Below are 18,669 nucleotides of genomic sequence, written 5' to 3'. Positions count from 1 at the left end.
GCGAGTTCCTCCGTAGCTGGGCGGTGTACCTGGGGAGCGAAACTGCTCCGCATCAGATAGTGGCACCGTTCCGCATCGCGTGGTGGCGCATCGACGACGCCGCGCTCAGCCGTGCGTGTGGAGCGGCTTCCCCGACAACGCGAGCATCGCCTCGCCCAGCGCCTCGTTCTGCGTGGGGTGCGCGTGGACGAACGGAGCCACGTCGGTGGGCAGGGCTTCCCAGGCGACGGTCAGCTGGGCCTCGCCGATCAGCTCGCCGACGCGGTCGCCGACCATGTGCACACCCACCACCGGGCCCGTGTCCCCGGCCCTGACGACCTTGATCCCGCCCGACGTTCGCAGGATCTGGCTCTTGCCGTTGCCGGCGAGGTCGTACACCACGGACGTCGCGTCGCCGTGCCGTTCGCGGGCGGCGGCCTCGGTGAGACCGACGGACGCGACCTCCGGGTGCGAGTACGTCACCCGCGGAACGAGATCCTCGGCCACGGGGACCGGATCGAGGCCGGCGATCTCCTCGGCGACGAAGACTCCCTGTTGGAAACCACGGTGCGCCAACTGAAGTCCGGCCACGATGTCTCCGACGGCATACACACCGTCGACGGGGGTGCGGAGCCGGTCGTCGGTGACGACGAACCCGCGGTCGAGGGTGATGCCGTGTTCGGCGAATCCGCAGTCTCCGGTGCGCGGTCCCCGCCCCACCGCCACGAGCAGGATGTCCGCCTCGAGGGTGTCGCCGCCGTCGAGTTCCACGAGGACGCCGTCCGCGGTCTCCTTCGCCGCGGCGACCGTGACGCCGGTTCGGGTGGAGATACCGCGTTTGCGGAACGCGCGTTCGAGTTGCTTCGAGCACCAGGGATCCTCCGCCGCGACCAGGCGAGGAAGTGCCTCGACGATGGTCACGTCCGCGCCGAACGACGCCCAGACACTGGCGAACTCGACACCGATCACGCCGCCGCCGAGGACGATGGCCTTCTTCGGGACGAACCCGAGGTTCAGGGCGTCGTCGCTGGTGACGATGCGCTCACCGAGCTCGATGGACGGAACGGTCCGGGCGTAGGAGCCGGTGGCGAGAACCACGGACGTTCCCGTGTAGCGGGTGCCGTCCACCTCGATCGTCCTGTTCCCGAGATACTTTCCGTGACCGGTCACGACGGTGATCTTGTGGTGGGCGACCAGGCCTCGGAGCCCCTTGTGCAAGCGATCGATCGTGCCGTTCTTGTACCGGTGCACCGCGTCGATGTCGATGCCGTCGAACGTCGTTCGCACCCCGAACTCCACACCGGTCCGCGCGGCGTCGGCGATCCCGGCGGAGTGCAGCAGCGCCTTGGTCGGGATGCAACCCCGGTGCAGGCAGGTTCCGCCGATCTTGTCCGCCTCGATCAGTGTGACCGACAGCCCGAGTTGCGCGGCCCGGAAGGCGCAGGCGTAACCGCCGGAGCCGCCGCCGAGGATCAGGACGTCGCTGTGCGCGCCTGTCATCTACAGCCTCCCCAGGACGGTGATCGGGTTCTCGATGTAGTCGGCGAACAGCCGGAGGAATCCTCCGGCGACACCGCCGTCACACACCCGGTGATCGAAACTCAGCGACACCTGCATCACCTTCCGAACGGCCAACTGCCCGTCCACCACCCACGGTTTGTCGACGATACGACCCACACCGAGGATCGCCGCCTCGGGATGGTTGATGATCGGGGTCGAACCGTCCACACCGAACACACCGTAGTTGTTGAGGGTGAACGTGCCCCCGGTCAGCCGCGACGGCGGAAGTGCTCCCTCGCGGGCCAGCGCCGTGGTGTCCCGCAGTTGCCGGGCAAGGTCGACGGTCGTGAGCGAGTCGGCCTTCTCGATCACCGGGACGACCAGCCCGCGTGGGGTTTGCGCCGCAATGCCCAGGTGCACATGACCGTAGCGCACGATCTCGTTGCGGTCGGTGTCAACTGTGGAGTTCAGTTCCGGGTACCGCGCGAGCGCCGCGAGCGCCAAGCGGGCGAGCAGGGCCATCAGACCGACCTTGTCGTCCTCGGGCAGTGCGGCGTTGATCGTGCGGCGGGCCTGCACGAGTTCGGTGGCGTCCACGTCCACCCACGTCGTGGCGTCCGGAATTTCGCGGCGGCTCGTGGACAGCTTGTCGGCGACCGCCTTGCGCACGCCCTTGATCGGTATCCGCTGCACGTCAGTGGAGTCGGGCGTGGTGTCGAGCGCCCGCTCGACGTCGGCGCGGGTGATCACACCACCGGGACCACTGCCCGGCAGCCGCGACAGGTCGAGGTCGTTCTGCCGCGCGAGGTTGCGGACGACCGGCGAGATGACCCGCGTCGCAGAAGCCTTGGGGGCCTGCGCGATTTCGCGGTTCGCGGCGACACGACGCCGGCGCCGACCGGTGTCCTCACTGGTGCCATACCCGATCAGGACGTTGCCGCTTCCGGACTGTTCCTCCTCGCGGTACTGCTCGTGCGCGGCGGGGGTACCGCTCACGGTGATCAGTGGGGTGCCGACCTTCAGTGTCGAGCCTTCGTCGCCGTGCAGGGAGATCACCGTGCCCTCGAACGGAATCGGCACCTCGACCGCGGCTTTGGCGGTCTCGACCTCGACGACCACCTGGTCGATGGTGACGGTGTCGCCGACGCGGACTCGCCACTCGGCGATGTCGGCCTCGGTGAGTCCCTCGCCGAGGTCGGGGAGCAGGAAGACTTGGCCGCTCATGCTGTCACCGCCCAACGGGTGTCGGCGGAGTCGTTCCACTGCAACCGGTCGACGCTGTCGAGGACGCGGTCGATGTTCGGCAAGTGCAGGCGTTCGAGTTTCGGCGCCGGGTACGGGATGTCGAATCCACTGACCCGCAACACCGGGGCGTGCAGGTGATGGAAGCAGCGTTCCTGGACGCGGGCGGCGATCTCGGCGCCGACACCGGCGAAACCCTGCGCCTCCTGAATGACGATGCACCGGCCGGTCTTCCGGACCGACGCCATGACCGTCTCGTCGTCGAACGGCACGATCGACCGCAGGTCGATCACCTCGAGGTCGTGACCCTCCGCCGCGGCGGCCTCGGCGGACTCCAGCGCGACGGTCACCGACGGACCGTAGGCGACGAGGGTCGCGTCCCGGCCGGCACGCCGGACGGCTGCCTTCCCGATCGGCGCGCCCACCGCGAGATCGACGTCGGCGCGGGAGAAGTACAGCCGTTTCGGCTCGAGGAAGATCACCGGGTCCGGGTCGTCGATGGCGGCGCGCAGCAGGGTGTAGGCGTCCTCGACGGTGGACGGGGCCACCACCTTCAGCCCCGGGGTGTGCGCGTAGTAGCCCTCACTGGAATCGCAGTGATGCTCGACGCCGCCGATGCCGCCGGCGAACGGGATCCGGATGACGATCGGCACCGACAGCGCGCCCTTGGTGCGGTTCCGGATCTTCGCGACGTGGGAGACGATCTGCTCGAACGCCGGGTACGCGAACGCGTCGAACTGCATTTCGACGACCGGCTTGAACCCGGCCATCGCCATGCCGATGGCGAAACCGATGATGCCGGATTCGGCGAGCGGGGTGTCGAAGCAGCGGTCGTCGCCGAAGTCGCGGGTCAGTCCGTCGGTGACGCGGAAGACGCCGCCGAGGGTGCCGACGTCCTCACCGAAGACGACGACGTTCTCGTCCGCGGCGAGCGCGTCGCGCAGCGCGGTGTTCAGGGCCTGAGCCATGGTGAGTGTGGGCATGATTCAGTGCTCCTCGGATTCGGCGGCCAGTTCGGCCTGCACCTGGGCCTGCTGTTCGCGCAACTGTGGGGTGGGTTCGGCGAAGACGTGCCGGAACAGATCGAGCGGGTCGTGGGGCCGGTCGACGTTCATTCCGGCGCGCAGGGCCGCGGCGGCGGTGTCGGCCTCGGCGGTCAGGGCGTCGACGGACGCGTCGTCGAGCAGGTCCCGGCCGCGCAGGTACTTCTCCAGCCGGGTCAGCGGGTCGCGTCCGAGCCACTGCTCCACCTCGGACGAGTCGCGGTAGCGGGTGGCGTCGTCGGCGTTGGTGTGCGCGTCGATCCGGTAGGTGTGGGCCTCGACGATGACCGGCCCGTTGCCGGCCCGGACGAAGTTCGCTGCCTCGTCCATCACGGCGAGCATGGCGACCGGGTCGTTGCCGTCGACCTGCTCGCTGCCGATTCCGTAGCCGACGCCCTTGTGCGCCAACGTGGGTGCGGCGCTCTGCCGGGCGAGCGGCACGCTGATCGCGAATCCGTTGTTCTGCACCAGGAACACCACCGGGGCCTTGAACACGGCCGCGAAGTTGAGGGCCTCGTGGAAGTCGCCCTCACTGGTCGCGCCGTCGCCGCAGAACGCCAGCGCGATCGCGTCTCGGCCCCTGCGGTGTTCGCCGTACGCCACACCGGTGGCGTGCAGCAATTGGGTGGCCAGCGGGGTGCACTGGGGTGCACTGCGGTGCCGCGCCGGGTCGTAGCCGCAGTGCCAGTCGCCGGCGAGCATGCTGAGGATCTCGACCGGCTCGATGCCGCGGGCGGCGAGCGCCACCGAGTCGCGGTAGGTGGGGAACATCCAATCGGTCGGTCGCAGGCTCATCGCCGCCGCGATCTGGCAGGCCTCCTGGCCACGCGAGGACGGATACACCGCCAGCCGGCCCTGCTTGGTCAGGGCCGTCGCCTGCTGATCGAAGCGCCTGCCCAGCACCATGTTCCGGTGCATCTCCACCAGACGGTCGTCGCTCGGCCTCGGGTACCGGGCCTCGCTCTCGGTGAGCGCGCCCGCCGAATCCAGATACTGCACCGCACTGTCGGCGGGAAGGAACTTCCGATACGGCCTCGCCGGGGGCTGCTCTACGAGCGTCACGTCTACCTCCATATGCATTGTGTTCGTCAATGCTCGCAACTGAACGACCTATCGACAACGACTGGGAGGAATCAGAGACAAATGGCCTAGAATCGGCCTGTCGGGGGCAGAATGTCTCACCGGAGTGTGAGCGACCACAGCAGGGATGGACAGATGGCCGAGGGCACAACGGACACGTACGAACTCGACGCGATCGACCGACGCATCATCAAGGAACTCGTCGCCGACAGCCGCATCTCGATGCGAGCGCTGGCGGAGAAGGCACACATCTCCCGCGCCCACGCGTACGTCCGCATCGAACGGTTGCAGGAAGCCGGGATCATCGAAGGATTCACCACCCGCATCTCGCACTCCAAGGCGGGCCTGGGCTCCTCCGCGTTCATCGCCCTGTCGATCAGGCAGGACTCGTGGCGGGGAATCTCCACCCAGCTGCGGACATTGCCGTTCGTCGAGCACTTCTCACTACTGGGTGGCGATTTCGACGTTCTCGTCCTCGTCCGCGCACCGGACAACAGCGCACTGCGTCACGTCGTCCTCGAACGGTTGCAGAGCCTCGAAGGTGTGCAGGCGACCAAGACGTGGCTGATTTTCGAGGAAGCCAGCGGGCCCGGTCCGGAATGGGTTCGTTGACGCGGCGGATACGATCGCAGCATGCGCAGCGACCTGATGAAGAACGCGGAACGCAATGGACTACCGGGCACCTTCGTGCTCCAGAATCCCCGAATGCTCAAGGTGGACTTGACCGGAACTGGCGGCCACTTCTTCGCCCGGCAGGGAGCGATGGTCGCGTACCAGGGTGACGTCGACTTCTCGTACGAGGGCAGCGGCGGCGTCGGGAAGTTCTTCAAGAAGGCGTTCACCGGTGAGGGCATGTCGCTGATGAAGGTGTCCGGCAGCGGCGACGTGTTCCTCGCCCGCGACGCCGACGAGATCTTCCTGCTCGAACTCGAGGACGAGTCGGTGACCGTCAACGGTTCCAACGTCCTCGCGTTCGACAGTTCCCTGAGCTGGGATATCCACCGCGTCGAGGGCGCGTCGATGCTCAGTGGCGGACTGTTCAACACCACCTTCACCGGGCGCGGCGTTCTCGCCGTCACCGTGTACGGCACCCCCGTCGTCCTGAACGTGGACACCCCCACTTACGTCGACATGCAGAGCGCAGTGCTGTGGTCGACCGGCCTGCACTCGTCGATCCGCAAGACGGCGAAGATGGGCGCTGCGATCGGCCGAGGATCCGGTGAGGCATATCAGCTGTGCCTCACCGGAAACGGATTCGTCGTCGTGCAGGCGTCGGAGGGGCACCCGGTTCCCACGCATTGACCGCGGCGTCTGTGCGGGTGCCCCTGTCGATCACCCGGCCCGGGTACGGCCGAGGGCACCGACCGCGACGTCGACGAGCAGGAACGCGACGAGGCTCAGTCCCAGAAGCGGGACGAACCAGCCGACGAGGACGACGCAGGCGACTCCGGTCACGGCCGCGACCGGGTGGATTCGACGCCACGTGCCGCGCGCCGGCGGCCTGCCCACCGCCCGGGCAGTGCCGCGGGTGGGACTGCGCCGCCACCAGAGGACGTAGCCGCGGATGATGACGGCGAGCAACGCCACCGCGAGAGCGGCCAGGATCAGCTGGTTGAGCAGACCGAACAGCAAACCCATGTGCAGGGCGATGCCCCAGGACGTCAGCTTCGCGGCGAGCGGCCAGTCGGCGAACCGCGACACGTCCGTCACGGTGCCCGTGGCCCCGTCGATGGCGATCGAATCGGTCGAGAACTGCCATGGTTCGCGGGTCTGGGTGACCGTGAACGCGGTGCCCGTGTCCGCGGGAACGGTCGCCTCGACGGCGCCGGTGACACCGCTGCGCCGGGCGACGTCGAGGACGGTGTCGAGTTCGCCCACGTTCGTGTCGAGGATTCCCGGATCCGACGCGGGAGTGTGCCCGGCGCCGTGCCCGTCGTGACCGCCCGAGGCAGCGCCGCCGGTGTTCGGAGCCGAGTCCAGTTTCTTGTCGATCTTGGGGGTGGTCCAGCTCAGGGCGGTACGGAGTTCGCCGACGTTCTCGCCCGCGTACCGCGACCAGGTCAGGCCCGTCGCCGAGAGGAACACCAGACCGACCGCGATCCAGACCCCGACCACCCCGTGCCAGCTCAGGGTACGGTTGCGGCCGCGGCTCGACCGGTCGAGCGTCCACAACCTGGCGGCGTCCGCGTTCCGGGCCCGGGTCGTGCGATACCGCTGCACCCACAGGTACACGCCGCCGAGCGCGATGACCCACAGCCACGACGCGGCGAGCTCACTGTAGATACGTCCGGGCTCACCGAGGTGCAGGTGCCGGTGCAACTGCGAAATCCAGGTCCGCATCGGCAGCGCCCCACTGCTGCCGTACACCACCAGTTCGCCCTTCGGCTGCGCGGTGGCGGGATCGACGAAGACCGCGAGTCGTTCGGATTCGCCCAGCCCGGGGTCGGTGAACATCACCTGCGTCGTCTCACCCGGTTCGGTCGCCGGGCGCACGGCCGCCACGGCGAGGTCCGGGCGAACCTGCTGCGCGGCCCGCACCTGTTCGGACAGATCGGGCCCGGTCGAGTCGACATGCAGGTAGTCGCGGTAGACCAGCTGCTCGACGGACGGCGCGAGGGCGTAGAGGCCGCCGCTGACGGCGGCGATCACCAGGAACGGGGCCACCAGAATCCCCGCGTAGAAGTGCAGACGCAGGATCAGTGGCCGGAGACTGCGCGGCGGCGACGCCGACGAGGACGGGGCGGGCGCGACGGGTTTGTCGCGTTCGAGTTCGGGAATGGACATGATGGTCTCGATTCGAGTTCGGGTGAGGCGGGCACCCAGCGCCGTCGAGGCCGCGCACGTCAGGGGTGCGCTGGGCAACGCGAGGTCAGGGATGTTCCGACTCGGGAAGGGATCGGCACCGGGACTCGCCGGGAGTCTGCTGGTGCCGTGTGAGAACACGCCCGACCGGCGAGCGACACGTCTTTCCGTGTGCGCCGGGAGGGCGGTGAGAGGTTCGACTAGACGAGTGCGGGTGGCCCGCGGGTGCCGGCGCCCGCGGCGACCAGCAGCCACAACGACAGCTTCGCGCGGTAGACCGGGGTCGCCGACCAGGTGCCGGTATCGACCTGCAGTGGGGCCAGGACGGCGAGAACGATGCGCGTCAGCGCCGCCAGGGCCCGCAGACAGGCGCGTTCGGCCGATCGGACCAGCACCGCGGCCACCGCAATGGCGGCGATGTGCGCGGCGATCATCGGAGTGGACAGTCCCAGGCCGTGCGCATGATCGGCCGCCAACGCCAGCGTGGTGTGGCCGATCAGCTGGCCCACTGCGAGCACCGACAGCACGAACAACCATTCGCGGCTGGCCACCCGGATGGCGGCGACCGACGCTCCGACGGCGGCGCACGCCGCGAGAAGCAGCACCACCGAACCGTCGCTCGGGGGCATTCCGCCGCCGGCGATACCGTGCGCGGCGATGCTGACCGCGCCGGACAGTGAACCCACGACGGAGCCGCGCACCCGCGCGACCACATCCAACCGTGAATTCACCCCGCGAGGGTACCGCTCCCACGATCCCGGCACCGGCCGCGGTATGCGAAACGGGTCAGGCGGACGCCCCCGCCGCCGGGCGCAGACGCGCGAGGACGTCCGTCAGCGTGACGACGCCGATCAGCTGCCCGTCGTCGGTGACGATCGCGAGATGGCTACGGGTCTCGCGCATCGTGTGCAACGCCTCGTACACGGCGGCGTCCGCGTCGAGGGTCAGCACCGGGCGCATCAGGTCGGCGGCAGTGACTCCCGCGCCTGCCCGCAGACTGTCCCGCGCGTGCACCACGCCCCTGATCCCGTCCTCGTCGCGCACGAGCAGCCGGAGGTGGCCGCTCCGATCCGCTGCCGCCTTGATCGCCGCGGCGGTCGCATCCGGGGCGACGCTGCTCGGGGAGGTGTTCGGCCGCACCATGTCCCGCACGGTGAGCGACTGGAGTGCCAGGGCACTGGTCAGCTGGCCGTGGTACCGCTCGTCGAGCGTGCCGACGGTCGCGGAGTGCTCGACGAGGTGACGCAGCGCATCGGGATCCTGGCCCGCCCCGACCTGGTCGACCGGTTCCACGCCGAACAGTCGCAGGCACCGGTTCGCCATCCGGTTCAGCACCAGCAGCAGTGGGCGGGTGGCCCACATGAACGCGCGCATCGGGATCGCCAGCAGGGTCGCCGATTTCTCCGGGTGTGCGATCGCCCACGACTTCGGTGCCATCTCGCCGACGACGAGGTGCAGGAACGTGACGATGATCAGGGCGAGGACGAATCCGAGGACGTCCGCGAGCCACAGCGGCGCACCCCACCCTTCGAACGCCGGGGTGAGCCAGTGATGCACGGCCGGCTTCGTGACGGCACCGAGTGCGAGGGTGCACACGGTGATGCCCAGCTGGGATCCCGCCAGCAACACCGACAGCTCGGATGCGCTGCGCAGAGCGGCCCGCGCCGCCCGACTGGTGGGGGCGGCGTCCTCGAGCCGGTGGCGACGGGCGGCGATCAGTGCGAACTCGATGGCCACGAAGAACGCGCTGGCCGCGATCAACCCGACGGTGACCACCAGAACGACCCAGGGATTACTCATCGGTCGAGTCACTCTCCACGATGCGGAGCCTCACGAACAGCGAGGATGGAACGTGCTTGTCGACCGCCCGCACCTCGGCGTCGAGGTTGCGGACGGGCGGATGGGCGTCGGCGATCAGGTCGGCCGGATCCGGGTTCAATCGGATCGCGACGACATCCCCGACGAGGGGGAGACCACCGAACTCCGCGATGACGGCGCCGGCGAGCGTCTCGAAGTCGCCGGACCGGAGGTCGTGTCCGAGGACGCGCTCCACCTCGTCGATGTGCAGGTCGCCGGGCATCGTCCAGCCCTCGGATTCGGAGCCCGTCACCGACGTGTCGCCGTCGGGATCGTGTTCGTCGGCGATCTCACCGACGAGTTCCTCCGCGAGATCCTCGATCGTGATGACGCCGGCGAAACCGCCGTACTCGTCGACGACGAGGGCCATCTCGTCCCGGGCTGCCGTCAGCTGTTCCAGCACGTCGGGCAGCGGCAGCGACGTCGGCACGACGACGGCCGCGCGGGCCCGGGACGCGGCCACCCCGTCGGGTTGTTCGCCGAGCAGGTCGTGGAGGTGGATGACGCCGCGCAGGTCGTCGGAGGAGGTCCCGACGACGGGGTAGCGGGTGTGTCCGGCGCCCATCTTCTCGAGCACGCTGCTCAGGGGTTCGTCGGCCCGGACGGTGTCGACGTGGGCGCGGGGAATCATGGCGTGCCCGGCGGTGCGGGTGGGGAAGTCGAGGATCCGGTCGAGCAGGGTCGACAGTTCCCGCGGCAGCTCACCGGCGTCGCGGGACTCGGCGACGATGTGCTCGAGGTCCCGTGCGGTCGCCGAGTGCTCGACGTCGTGGACCGGCTCGATCCGCAGCGCGCGCAGCAGCAGGTTCGACGACTGGTCGAACAACCAGATCAACCAGCCGAAAAGTTTCAGGTAGACGGTGGTCGACAGCGCGAGCCATCGCGCCACCGGTTCGGGACGGGCGATCGCCAGGTTCTTCGGGAACAGTTCACCGAACAGCATCTGGACGAAGGTGGAGAACAGGACGGCGAGGACGGCACCGACACCGACCCCGACCGCGGTCGGGATGCCGACGCCGCCGAGAAGTTCGCCGAGACCGCGCCCGATCAGGGGTTCGGCGACGTAACCGACGAGCAGACCGGTGACCGTGATGCCCAACTGGGCGCCGGAAAGCATGAACGAGGTGCGGCGCGTGACGGCCAGCGCGCGTGCGGCGCCCATGTCTCCCGCCTCGGCCCTGGCCTTGAGCCGTGAGCGGTCGACTGACATGTACGCGAATTCCTGCGCGACGAAATAGCCGGTCAGGGCGGTGATCAGTAATACGACGACGACGCCGAAGCCGATGCTCAGGACGGTCACCACGGTGTCACCCGCGTCGTGCGTCCGGGACTGCGGTGATCACTCTGGGGCGGGCTGGGTCTTCGGGGGCGCGAAGCGCTGGTCATGGCTCTCTCTGTAATCGGAGTACGAGCCACCCATAGTAAAGGGCTCTTTACCTTTCCGGACGATGGGTGCGCAGGGTCACGCTCTCACTGCGGATGAGCCGCCGAGAACGCGCGCATCACCGCTGCCGGGATCCGCCCCTTCTCCGACACCTCGATCCCCTGAGCCCGAGCCCAGTCGCGGACGACCGCGGGGCGCTGCACGTCGACTTTCGCGGGCGCCACGGACGGGGCCGTCGCGAACGTCGTTTCGAGATCGCTGGTCGCCCGAGCCGATTCCCACTCGTGCAGGCAGGCGCCCAGCCAGCGATAGGTCCACTCCTGGCCCAGTTGCCGCGTCTCGCAGAACGTCACCGGCAGCGCCGGAAACCGGGCCTGCAATTCGGCCAGCGCCTCGGCGACCCTGGCTCCGCTGACGTGTTCGAGCTTGAACAGCCGGCTGTACCGGTCCTCGACCACCACGGCGGCCCGAGGCAATGCGCTCAACTCGGCCGCCGCGTATGTCATCCGCCCGGACAGCAGGCTCGCCGCAAGATCCTCGAGCGTCTTGCGTTCCACCACCGCCACGATCTCGTCGCCGACCTCGACCGCGTAGTCACCCGCCGACAGCCGTCGGCGAACCGTGGTCGCCTGCTGCTTCCCGAACGTGTACGGATACTTTTCGGCGGTGTCGACGACGATGTCGAGCACGCGGCCGTGGGCCCGCGCCGTCGGCACCGTGACCGCGGGCCTCGCCTGCTTCGCGGTGCGCGGCGACTGCCAGAAGATCATCTCCCGGCCCCGCGCACGGGTCATCACCAACTGGGAGCGGTTCTCCCGGGCACGGGTGAGCACCAGGTCGATCGCGGGGCCTCGCCGGGTGCACGAACGAACCTCGAGCCGCTCCAGGATTTCGGCGTCGGCGGGCCATTCGTCGGCCCGGTGGCAGTAGACCTTGGATTCGCGGGGCCAGGGCTGCTTCGCCTTGACGACGATGCCGCCCGGTCCCAGCGGAACCCGCACCAGATAGGGAAGCGTCGAGCCGGCTTCCGGATTCCGCGCGATCAGCAGGTCGTCGGGCATATCGCCAGGATAGGGGACCAGACGCGGGACAAACCCGATTCGCGGCCGGTCAGTCAGCACTCTTGATGGTCTTCATCGTGATCAGCGACGTCACCCGCGACACCGCCGGGAGCCCGCTGAGCTTCGTGGCCATGAAGTTCTCGTACGTCGCGAGGTCGCGGACCGCGACCCGGATGAAATAGTCGGGGATCCCGAACAGCCTCCTGCATTCGATCACCTCGTCGAAGGCGGCGACTCGGGACTCGAACTGTTCGATGGTCGCCTGATCGTTCACGCCGATCTCGGCGGTGACGATCACCTGGAATCCCCGATCCAGCGCCTCCTGGCTGACGATCGCGCGGTAGCCGGTGATGACGCCGTCCGCCTCGAGTTTCTTGACCCTGCGCAGACACGGGGAGGGAGTCAGACCCACGAGATCCGCCAATTCGGTGTTGGTCAGACTGGAGTCGTTGCGCAGGTGGTCGAGAATTGCGTGATCGATATCATCCATCGCACTATTATTGCGCACAGGGCCGATTATGGGCATTCGCTCGCAATCGCGCACCGGGATAGTTGCTATAGATTTGCGTGGTGATCGATCCAGCCCCCTTTGCCGCGACCGCAGTCGTCGACCCCGACCACCGGCACACGCCGGAATGGCGTCGGGCCCTGCAGGCATCCCTCCCCGTCGGGATCGGACTGATTCCGCTGGGGATCGCCCTCGGGGTGCTCGTGGTCCAGCAGGGACTCAACCCCTGGTGGGCGATGGTCTTCACCTCGCTGATCTACGCCGGTTCCCTCGAATTCATCGCGGTCGGCATGGTCGCCACCCTGACGCCCCTCCCTTACATCGCGCTGACCGCGCTGCTGGTGAACTTCCGGCACGTGTTCTACGCCTTGAGCTTTCCCCTCGACAGGGTCAAGGGCCGGCTCGCCCGGTTCTACAGCATGTTCGCGCTGACCGACGAGGCGTACGCCATGTCGGTCACCGGCGACCGGAGGTCGATGACCGGCCGGGTCATGGTGTACTCGCAGCTGTACCTCCACGCGTACTGGATCGGCGGGGCGATCCTCGGAGCGACTGCAGCGCAGTGGATCCCGGAGAACATCGTCGGACTCGACTTCGCGCTGACCGCACTGTTCGTCGTGCTGTCCATCGAGGCGATCCGGGCCCAGAGCGGTTTCGCGGTTCCCACGATCGCCGTGGCATGCGCCCTGACCGCGCGACTCGTCGACGCCGAACACATGCTGCCGATCGCGATGGGCGCATTCGTGAGCCTGCTCGTCGTCCGATACTTCGTCACGCGGAGAAAGGTGCCCGCCGATGCCTGACCCCGGTTACATCCTCGCGGCCGTCGCGATCATGGCGGTGGTCACGTTCGCCCTGCGGGCGGTCCCGTTCGCGATCGTCATGCCGTTGCGGTCGTCCGCACTCGTCGGCTACCTAGGTGTTTACATGCCTGCCGGGATCATGCTGATCCTGGTGGCGTACTCGCTGAAGAACGTCTCCGTCACCGCGCCGTCGCACGGGATCCCCGAATTGATCGCGGTGGGGGCCACGGCCGCGGTACAACTGTGGCGTAAGAACGCGGTGCTCTCGATCGTCGTCGGGACCGGTCTGTACGTCGTCCTGATGAACTGGGCATTCGCCTGAGCCCGGCGCGCCTCACGTTCTACGATGCAACCACACGGGTAGGCAGGAACCACAAGACAGTCGGCCGTTTCTCGGGAAGGACGCACTGATGAGTGAACAAGAAGTTGGTTCGGTGACGGGTCTACGGGACAAGGACTACAACCTGATCTGGTTCGTCGAAGCGTCACTGAGCAACGCTCTGCGTCTCGAGGGCTACATCTCCGACGCCGACATGGACGGCGATGCCGAGTTGGCCGACTTCTTCCGCCGTGCCCAGGCCGTGAGCCGGAAGGGCGGCGATCTGGGCAAGGCGATGCTCGCCGCCCGCCTCGGGAAGGACAAGAAGGAACAGTAAGGTCCACCGCACAACGAAAACCGCCGGCACCCGAGGGTGCCGGCGGCTTCTGCGACGGTGCCGTCATATCGCCTCTCGGCAAGTGGTCGCTCTCGGCGACGAATTTAATGTGGTACCCGGGGTATGTCCGACACCGTCAGCGTGTTCAACAGTACCGTCCTCGGAGATATTCCGCGATATTCCGTGCCCCCGGAATCACCCCGACTCCGGAACAAGCGTCCGACTACCCGAACCGGGAGCGAAGCCATGGTCATCGTCGCCGGACACATCACCGTCGAACCGGAGCAGCGCGAGTCCTACCTCGCAGGCTGCGTGAGCGTCGTCGAACAGGCGCGCGGCGCGGCCGGCTGCCTCGACTTCGCCATCTCGGCCGACCTGATCGACCCTGGCCGCATCAACATCTTCGAGCGCTGGGAGTCGCAGGCGGCGGTCGACGCCTTCCGCAGCAGCGGCCCCAGCGACGAGCAGGGCGCGGCAATGCTCACGGCGTCGGTAGCCGAGTACGACGTCGCCGACGAGCGGGCGTTGTTCGGCGAATGATCGCGCACGATCGCGATCCGGCAGTCGTCGCGGCCTAGACCTGGCACGATGGCGGGGTGACCGATTCCGATCGCGTCCTCGTCCTCGGCTCGGGGTTCGCCGGTTCGTGGGCCGCGCTGGGAGCCGCGCGGCGGCTCGACGAACTCGGCGCAGCCAGCACCGTCGATGTCACGGTGATCAGCGCGAAGCCCTTCCACGACATCCGGGTCCGCAACTACGAGGCGGACCTCAGCGCGTGCCGCATCCCGCTGAGCGACCTGCTCGACCCCGTCGGCGTCGGGCACATCGCCGCCGAGGTGACGGCGATCGACACCGCGGCGCGCACCGTCACCGTCTCGGGCGACGGGGCAGGGGCACGCAGCGGTACAACCGATTGGTCCTGGCGCTGGGCAGTCGGGTAAGGAAGCCCGACATCCCCGGTCTGCGGGAATTGGACTTCGACGTGGACACGTACGACGGCGCGATGAAGTTGCAGCGCCACCTGGCCACACTGTCCAACGGTCGAGCGGGCGTGGGCGCGGCGACCGCGGCGGTCGACGACTATCTGCGCGTGATCGGCTCGCCCGGAGTGTTCGCCGCCGGTGACGTCGCCGCGGCGCGGGTGGACGAGGGCCACCTGTCGGTGATGTCGTGCCAGCACGGGCGCCCGATGGGCCGCTACGCGGGCTACAACGTCGTCGGCGATCTACTCGGGGAGCCGATGTTGCCGCTCCGGATCCCCTGGTACGCCACGATTGATTCTCGACCTCGGACCGGCCGGCGCGGTGTACACCGAGGGGTGGGATCGCCAGGTGGTGACGCGCGGCGCGCAGGCCAAAGCCACGAAGATCACCATCAACACCCAACGCGTCTATCCCCCGTTGAACCGCGACCGCGACGCGCTGCCGGCCGCCGCCGCGCCGACGCTGCAGGCACGGCCTGATCCCGGACAGTGACCGTCCGGACCTTCCGAGGACTTCGCCGCAGCCATCGCCGATTGACCCGGCCGCTTCCTGACCAGCAGCTTTTCAGTCGATAGCCACTGCGTGGTGCCGCGCCATCCCCGTGGTGAGCCACTTAGGCCTTGCGTTGATGCCATCATGGTGCCATAGTGGTGCCATGCACTTGATCTCGTATGAGAGACATCGCGACCGCACCACCGGCTGAGCCGATCGAGGATGCGGCCAATGCATCCCGCTACACCACGTCCCCGACCTGCGAGACGTGCCACCTACCCACGACGAAGGGGACAACCATGCCCAATTTCGAGACACCCGAACCGATTTCCGTCACGCTCGGCCTCGGCGTCGGCAATGTGTGGATCACCGCGAGCGACCGGACCGACACCGTCGTCGATGTGCATCCGAGCGACGACTCCGACGAGTCGGACGTCCAGGCCGCCCAGCACGTCCGCGTCGACTACGCGGACGGCGTTCTTCAGGTCACGGGACCGAAGGCGCGCGCCTTCGACTTCTCCCGCAAGACCCGGTCGGTGAACGTGTCGATCGAATTACCTAGCGGTTCACGGGTATCCGGCTCGTTGCAGGTGGGAAACCTCAGTGGCACGGGCCGGCTCGGGGAGTGCACGTTCAAGACCTCCGCCGGGAACGTCCGACTCGAGCGGACCGGTTCCTTGCGCGTGAACACCGCGGCCGGTGACGTCACCGCGGACGGCGTCGCGGGCAACGCCGAGATCCGCACCGGCTCCGGGAAGGTACGCATCGGCGAGACCGCGGGCTCCGTGGTCGTGAAGAACTCCAACGGCGACACCACGATCGCCGCGGTCACCGGGGACGTCCGCGTGCGCTCGGCGAACGGCGCCATCTCCGTCGACCGGGCCGGCGCGAGTGTCGAGGCGAAGACGGCCAACGGCAGCATTCGCATCGCCGAGGTGGCCCACGGCTCGGTCGAGGTCGGGACCGCGATGGGCGACCTGGAGATCGGCATCGCCGAGGGCACCGCCGCTCGGCTGGACGTGAAGTCCAAGTTCGGGCGGGTACACAACGCGCTGGACGACATCACCCGGCCCGCGGCGTCCGACAGGACGGCCGAGGTGCGTGCGCACACCTCGTTCGGCGGCATCACGATCCGCCGTTCCTGATCCATTTCCGACCCTGGAGTACAGGAGAACCCATGACCGTCAAGCACACTCACCCGGCACGAGAAGGACATCCGATGAGCCGAACCGTTCCCGTCCCGCACGGCCTCCCGATGGATCGCGATGCGGGACCGTTCGACCCGCCCAGCGCAATCACCCGGCTGCGCGACGCTCGACCCGTCAGTCCGCTGGTCTTCCCCGACGGTCACGAGGGCTGGCTCGTCACCGGCTACGACGCGGTCCGCCGGCTTCTGGCCGACACCCGGTTCAGCTCGCGCCCGGACATCGGCATTCTGCACGTGCCGTACGAGACGCCCGGCATGCCCGCCGCCACCGAGCCGTCCCCGCAGGTCCCGGGGTTGTTCATCGCGATGGACCCGCCGGACCACACCCGGTTGCGGCGCAAGCTCACCGGCGCCTTCACCGTGCGACGCATGAAGCAACTCGAGGAGCACATCGTCGACGTCGTCGAGCGGCAACTGGACGAGATGGCGCGCCTGACCCAGCCGGTCGACCTGGTCAAGGAGTTCGCACTGCCGGTGCCGTCACTGGTGATCTGCGAACTGCTCGGCGTCCCCTACGCGGACCGGGAGACTTTCCAGGTCAACACGGCCAAGTTCCTGGTCAAGGACCAGGCGCTCGACGAGAAGATGGCCGCGTACGGTGCGCTGACCACGTACCTGGCCGAACTGGTCGCGCTCAAACGTGCCGCACCCGGCGAGGACATCCTGTCCGACCTGGCCCGCAACGACGACCTCACCGTCGAGGAGCTGATCGGCATCGCATTCCTGCTGCTGCTCGCGGGCCACGAGACGACCGCCAACATGCTGGCACTGGGCGCCTTCGCGCTCCTGGAGCACCCCGAGCAGCTGGCCGAACTCCGTGCCGACCCGGAGTTGATGCCCGATGCCGTCGAGGAACTCACGCGCTACCTGGCCGTCGCCGACATCTTCTATCGCTACGCCACGGAGGACATCGAACTCGGCGGCGAAACGATCGGGAAGGGATCGACCGTCGTCGTCTCCCTGCTGGCCGCCAACCGCGACCCCCTGCGTTTCGACAACCCCGATGCCCTGGACATCCACCGCAAGGCCCGCGGTCACCTGTCCTTCGGCCACGGCGTCCACCTGTGCCTGGGCCAGCAACTGGCCCGCCTCGAGATGCGCGCCGGCTTCGAGGGACTGCTGCGCCGCTTCCCGAATCTCGAACTCGCCGTCCCGGCGGGCGAGGTGAAGCTCAAGTCCGACATGAACATCTATGGCGTGCACGAACTTCCAGTGTGCCTTCGGCCCGTGAGTACTTATTAACGTCGGGCGGTTAATAAGTACTCACGGGGGATGCGCGCTACAGCGAGCGCGATCGCGTGTGGAGCGGAGAACCCAACGGCGCACTCGTCGACGAGATGACCGGCGCACGCCCGGGACGCGCCCTCGACGTCGGCTGCGGTGAAGGCGCCGACGCACTCTGGCTCGCCCGCCAGGGATGGGCCGTCACCGCGCTGGACATTTCGCGCATCGCCCTCCACCGGGCCCGGGCCCACGCAGACAGGGAAAACGTGGACATCACCTGGGTGCTGAGCGGACTGCTCGATGCCGAGTTACCCGCCGGTGGTTTCGACCTGGTCTCCGCCCAGTACCCCGCCCTGCGCAGAACCGCCGACCGTGCCGCCGAACGCGCGCTGATCTCCGCCGTCGCACCGGGCGGCACCCTGCTGATCGTGCACCACGACATCCGCGACGCGACCGCGGCACGCGAGCACGGCTTCGAACCCGATGAGTGGGTCACACCCGGTGATGTGGCAGCGCTACTCGATGACAGCTGGCACACCGACGTCAACGAAGTGCGGGAACGCTCGATCAGCGGCGGCGCGGGCGCACACCACACCCACGACGTGGTCCTGCGCGCCCACAGGCGCGGTGGGCAACCATCACACCAACCAGCCCCGAGACCAAAGGCCGCGCGGCCCACACCACGTCCTCCTGCTCCGCCGCGGTCAGTTTCTGATCCGGCACCCGCAGACTCCGCGCGCAGGCCATCGTCAAGTCGTCGCTGAATGCGGGGACCTGGTGCGCAGGTTCGACGTCAGTGGTGCGGTACGGAGGCCTGAGGCGAACGCGTACAACTCCCGACCTGTCTC

General features: G+C 68.2%; 19 protein-coding genes and 1 pseudogene. 10 read left to right on the top strand and 10 right to left on the bottom strand.

The window, feature by feature from the left end; translation table 11 throughout:
* Positions 1-105: 105 nt before the first annotated feature.
* From lpdA to pdhA, 4 genes are read right to left on the bottom strand one after another with little or no spacing between them, the layout of a single operon-like run.
* Positions 106-1,479 (bottom strand): dihydrolipoyl dehydrogenase, encoded by a 1,374-nt coding sequence (gene lpdA, locus CJ179_RS12225; RefSeq protein WP_095861662.1) that lies wholly within the window; start codon positions 1,477-1,479, stop codon positions 106-108.
* A complete protein-coding gene (locus CJ179_RS12220; protein ID WP_095861661.1) occupies positions 1,480-2,703 on the bottom strand; it encodes a dihydrolipoamide acetyltransferase family protein in 1,224 nt (407 codons plus the stop codon).
* A complete protein-coding gene (locus tag CJ179_RS12215) occupies positions 2,700-3,704 on the bottom strand; it encodes an alpha-ketoacid dehydrogenase subunit beta (protein ID WP_095861660.1) in 1,005 nt (334 codons plus the stop codon). Before CJ179_RS12215 ends, CJ179_RS12220 begins: the two co-directional genes overlap by 4 nt.
* Before the next feature lie 3 nt (positions 3,705-3,707).
* Positions 3,708-4,844, bottom strand: coding sequence for a pyruvate dehydrogenase (acetyl-transferring) E1 component subunit alpha (gene pdhA / locus CJ179_RS12210; RefSeq protein ID WP_072946750.1), 1,137 nt, complete (start codon positions 4,842-4,844; stop codon positions 3,708-3,710).
* Positions 4,845-4,979: 135 nt separating this feature from the next.
* Between pdhA and CJ179_RS12205 the strand changes: the two genes are divergently transcribed.
* Entirely contained in the window at positions 4,980-5,456 is a 477-nt protein-coding gene (locus CJ179_RS12205) for an Lrp/AsnC family transcriptional regulator (RefSeq protein ID WP_072946749.1), read from the top strand.
* A 21-nt stretch (positions 5,457-5,477) separates the two neighbouring features.
* Positions 5,478-6,146, top strand: a complete 669-nt coding sequence (locus tag CJ179_RS12200; protein ID WP_095861659.1) for an AIM24 family protein — start codon at positions 5,478-5,480, stop codon at positions 6,144-6,146.
* A gap of 30 nt (positions 6,147-6,176) precedes the next feature.
* Here CJ179_RS12200 and CJ179_RS12195 read toward each other — a convergent pair whose 3' ends face one another.
* The 6 genes from CJ179_RS12195 to CJ179_RS12170 all read right to left on the bottom strand — a co-directional run bounded on the left by CJ179_RS12195 (position 6,177) and on the right by CJ179_RS12170 (position 12,438).
* Complete coding sequence (locus CJ179_RS12195; protein WP_095861711.1) at positions 6,177-7,628, bottom strand: PepSY domain-containing protein; 1,452 nt, start codon at positions 7,626-7,628, stop codon at positions 6,177-6,179.
* 218 nt (positions 7,629-7,846) lie between these two features.
* On the bottom strand, positions 7,847-8,377 hold the full coding sequence (locus CJ179_RS12190) for a hypothetical protein (protein WP_174705544.1): 531 nt from the start codon (positions 8,375-8,377) through the stop codon (positions 7,847-7,849).
* Positions 8,378-8,432: 55 nt separating this feature from the next.
* Positions 8,433-9,446 carry a hemolysin family protein gene (locus CJ179_RS12185; protein ID WP_095861658.1) on the bottom strand — a complete coding sequence of 338 codons (1,014 nt, stop codon included), beginning with the start codon at positions 9,444-9,446 and terminating at the stop codon, positions 8,433-8,435.
* On the bottom strand, positions 9,439-10,806 hold the full coding sequence (locus tag CJ179_RS12180; protein WP_095861657.1) for a hemolysin family protein: 1,368 nt from the start codon (positions 10,804-10,806) through the stop codon (positions 9,439-9,441). The genes CJ179_RS12185 and CJ179_RS12180 overlap by 8 nt, the downstream gene beginning before the upstream one ends.
* Before the next feature lie 167 nt (positions 10,807-10,973).
* Positions 10,974-11,948, bottom strand: a complete 975-nt coding sequence (locus tag CJ179_RS12175) for a histone-like nucleoid-structuring protein Lsr2 (protein ID WP_095861656.1) — start codon at positions 11,946-11,948, stop codon at positions 10,974-10,976.
* A gap of 49 nt (positions 11,949-11,997) precedes the next feature.
* Positions 11,998-12,438, bottom strand: coding sequence for an Lrp/AsnC family transcriptional regulator (locus CJ179_RS12170; protein WP_005254660.1), 441 nt, complete (start codon positions 12,436-12,438; stop codon positions 11,998-12,000).
* An 80-nt stretch (positions 12,439-12,518) separates the two neighbouring features.
* Here CJ179_RS12170 and CJ179_RS12165 point away from each other — a divergent pair, with 80 nt between their 5' ends.
* The 8 genes and pseudogenes from CJ179_RS12165 (at position 12,519) to CJ179_RS12130 (ending at position 18,585) form a co-directional block, all read left to right on the top strand.
* Positions 12,519-13,259, top strand: a complete 741-nt coding sequence (locus tag CJ179_RS12165; protein WP_371851583.1) for an AzlC family ABC transporter permease — start codon at positions 12,519-12,521, stop codon at positions 13,257-13,259.
* Entirely contained in the window at positions 13,252-13,581 is a 330-nt protein-coding gene (locus CJ179_RS12160) for a branched-chain amino acid transporter permease (RefSeq protein ID WP_072946742.1), read from the top strand. Before CJ179_RS12165 ends, CJ179_RS12160 begins: the two co-directional genes overlap by 8 nt.
* An 88-nt stretch (positions 13,582-13,669) precedes the next feature.
* Positions 13,670-13,915, top strand: coding sequence for a hypothetical protein (locus CJ179_RS12155; protein WP_095861655.1), 246 nt, complete (start codon positions 13,670-13,672; stop codon positions 13,913-13,915).
* Positions 13,916-14,161: 246 nt separating this feature from the next.
* A complete protein-coding gene (locus tag CJ179_RS12150; RefSeq protein ID WP_072946740.1) occupies positions 14,162-14,455 on the top strand; it encodes a putative quinol monooxygenase in 294 nt (97 codons plus the stop codon).
* Between the two features lie 56 nt (positions 14,456-14,511).
* Positions 14,512-15,390 (top strand): annotated as a pseudogene (locus tag CJ179_RS12145) (FAD-dependent oxidoreductase).
* A 299-nt stretch (positions 15,391-15,689) separates the two neighbouring features.
* Positions 15,690-16,535, top strand: a complete 846-nt coding sequence (locus CJ179_RS12140) for a DUF4097 family beta strand repeat-containing protein (protein ID WP_095861654.1) — start codon at positions 15,690-15,692, stop codon at positions 16,533-16,535.
* Between the two features lie 74 nt (positions 16,536-16,609).
* Positions 16,610-17,839, top strand: a complete 1,230-nt coding sequence (locus tag CJ179_RS12135) for a cytochrome P450 (RefSeq protein WP_095861653.1) — start codon at positions 16,610-16,612, stop codon at positions 17,837-17,839.
* Positions 17,840-17,895: 56 nt separating this feature from the next.
* On the top strand, positions 17,896-18,585 hold the full coding sequence (locus tag CJ179_RS12130) for a bifunctional 2-polyprenyl-6-hydroxyphenol methylase/3-demethylubiquinol 3-O-methyltransferase UbiG (RefSeq protein WP_257015454.1): 690 nt from the start codon (positions 17,896-17,898) through the stop codon (positions 18,583-18,585).
* Positions 18,586-18,669: the final 84 nt, after the last annotated feature.

Origin of the sequence: Rhodococcus sp. ACS1, assembly GCF_002300155.1 — a bacterium.
GTDB lineage: Bacteria > Actinomycetota > Actinomycetes > Mycobacteriales > Mycobacteriaceae > Rhodococcus_F > Rhodococcus_F koreensis.
Note: the sequence above shows the minus strand (reverse complement) of the source record. Positions and strands in the feature narration are given on the sequence as shown.

Excerpts from the sequence above, each read along its gene's own strand:
- CJ179_RS12135 (WP_095861653.1), top strand. The coding sequence starts at position 16,610 with ATGAGCCGAACCGTTCCCGTCCCGCACGGCCTCCCGATGGATCGCGAT.
- CJ179_RS12170 (WP_005254660.1), bottom strand. The coding sequence starts at position 12,438 with ATGGATGATATCGATCACGCAATTCTCGACCACCTGCGCAACGACTCC.
- CJ179_RS12215 (WP_095861660.1), bottom strand. The coding sequence starts at position 3,704 with ATGCCCACACTCACCATGGCTCAGGCCCTGAACACCGCGCTGCGCGAC.
- CJ179_RS12205 (WP_072946749.1), top strand. The coding sequence starts at position 4,980 with ATGGCCGAGGGCACAACGGACACGTACGAACTCGACGCGATCGACCGA.
- CJ179_RS12195 (WP_095861711.1), bottom strand. The coding sequence starts at position 7,628 with ATGTCCATTCCCGAACTCGAACGCGACAAACCCGTCGCGCCCGCCCCG.
- pdhA (WP_072946750.1), bottom strand. The coding sequence starts at position 4,844 with ATGCATATGGAGGTAGACGTGACGCTCGTAGAGCAGCCCCCGGCGAGG.
- CJ179_RS12175 (WP_095861656.1), bottom strand. The coding sequence starts at position 11,948 with ATGCCCGACGACCTGCTGATCGCGCGGAATCCGGAAGCCGGCTCGACG.
- CJ179_RS12160 (WP_072946742.1), top strand. The coding sequence starts at position 13,252 with ATGCCTGACCCCGGTTACATCCTCGCGGCCGTCGCGATCATGGCGGTG.
- CJ179_RS12140 (WP_095861654.1), top strand. The coding sequence starts at position 15,690 with ATGCCCAATTTCGAGACACCCGAACCGATTTCCGTCACGCTCGGCCTC.
- CJ179_RS12200 (WP_095861659.1), top strand. The coding sequence starts at position 5,478 with ATGCGCAGCGACCTGATGAAGAACGCGGAACGCAATGGACTACCGGGC.
- lpdA (WP_095861662.1), bottom strand. The coding sequence starts at position 1,479 with ATGACAGGCGCGCACAGCGACGTCCTGATCCTCGGCGGCGGCTCCGGC.
- CJ179_RS12185 (WP_095861658.1), bottom strand. The coding sequence starts at position 9,446 with ATGAGTAATCCCTGGGTCGTTCTGGTGGTCACCGTCGGGTTGATCGCG.
- CJ179_RS12150 (WP_072946740.1), top strand. The coding sequence starts at position 14,162 with ATGGTCATCGTCGCCGGACACATCACCGTCGAACCGGAGCAGCGCGAG.
- CJ179_RS12220 (WP_095861661.1), bottom strand. The coding sequence starts at position 2,703 with ATGAGCGGCCAAGTCTTCCTGCTCCCCGACCTCGGCGAGGGACTCACC.
- CJ179_RS12155 (WP_095861655.1), top strand. The coding sequence starts at position 13,670 with ATGAGTGAACAAGAAGTTGGTTCGGTGACGGGTCTACGGGACAAGGAC.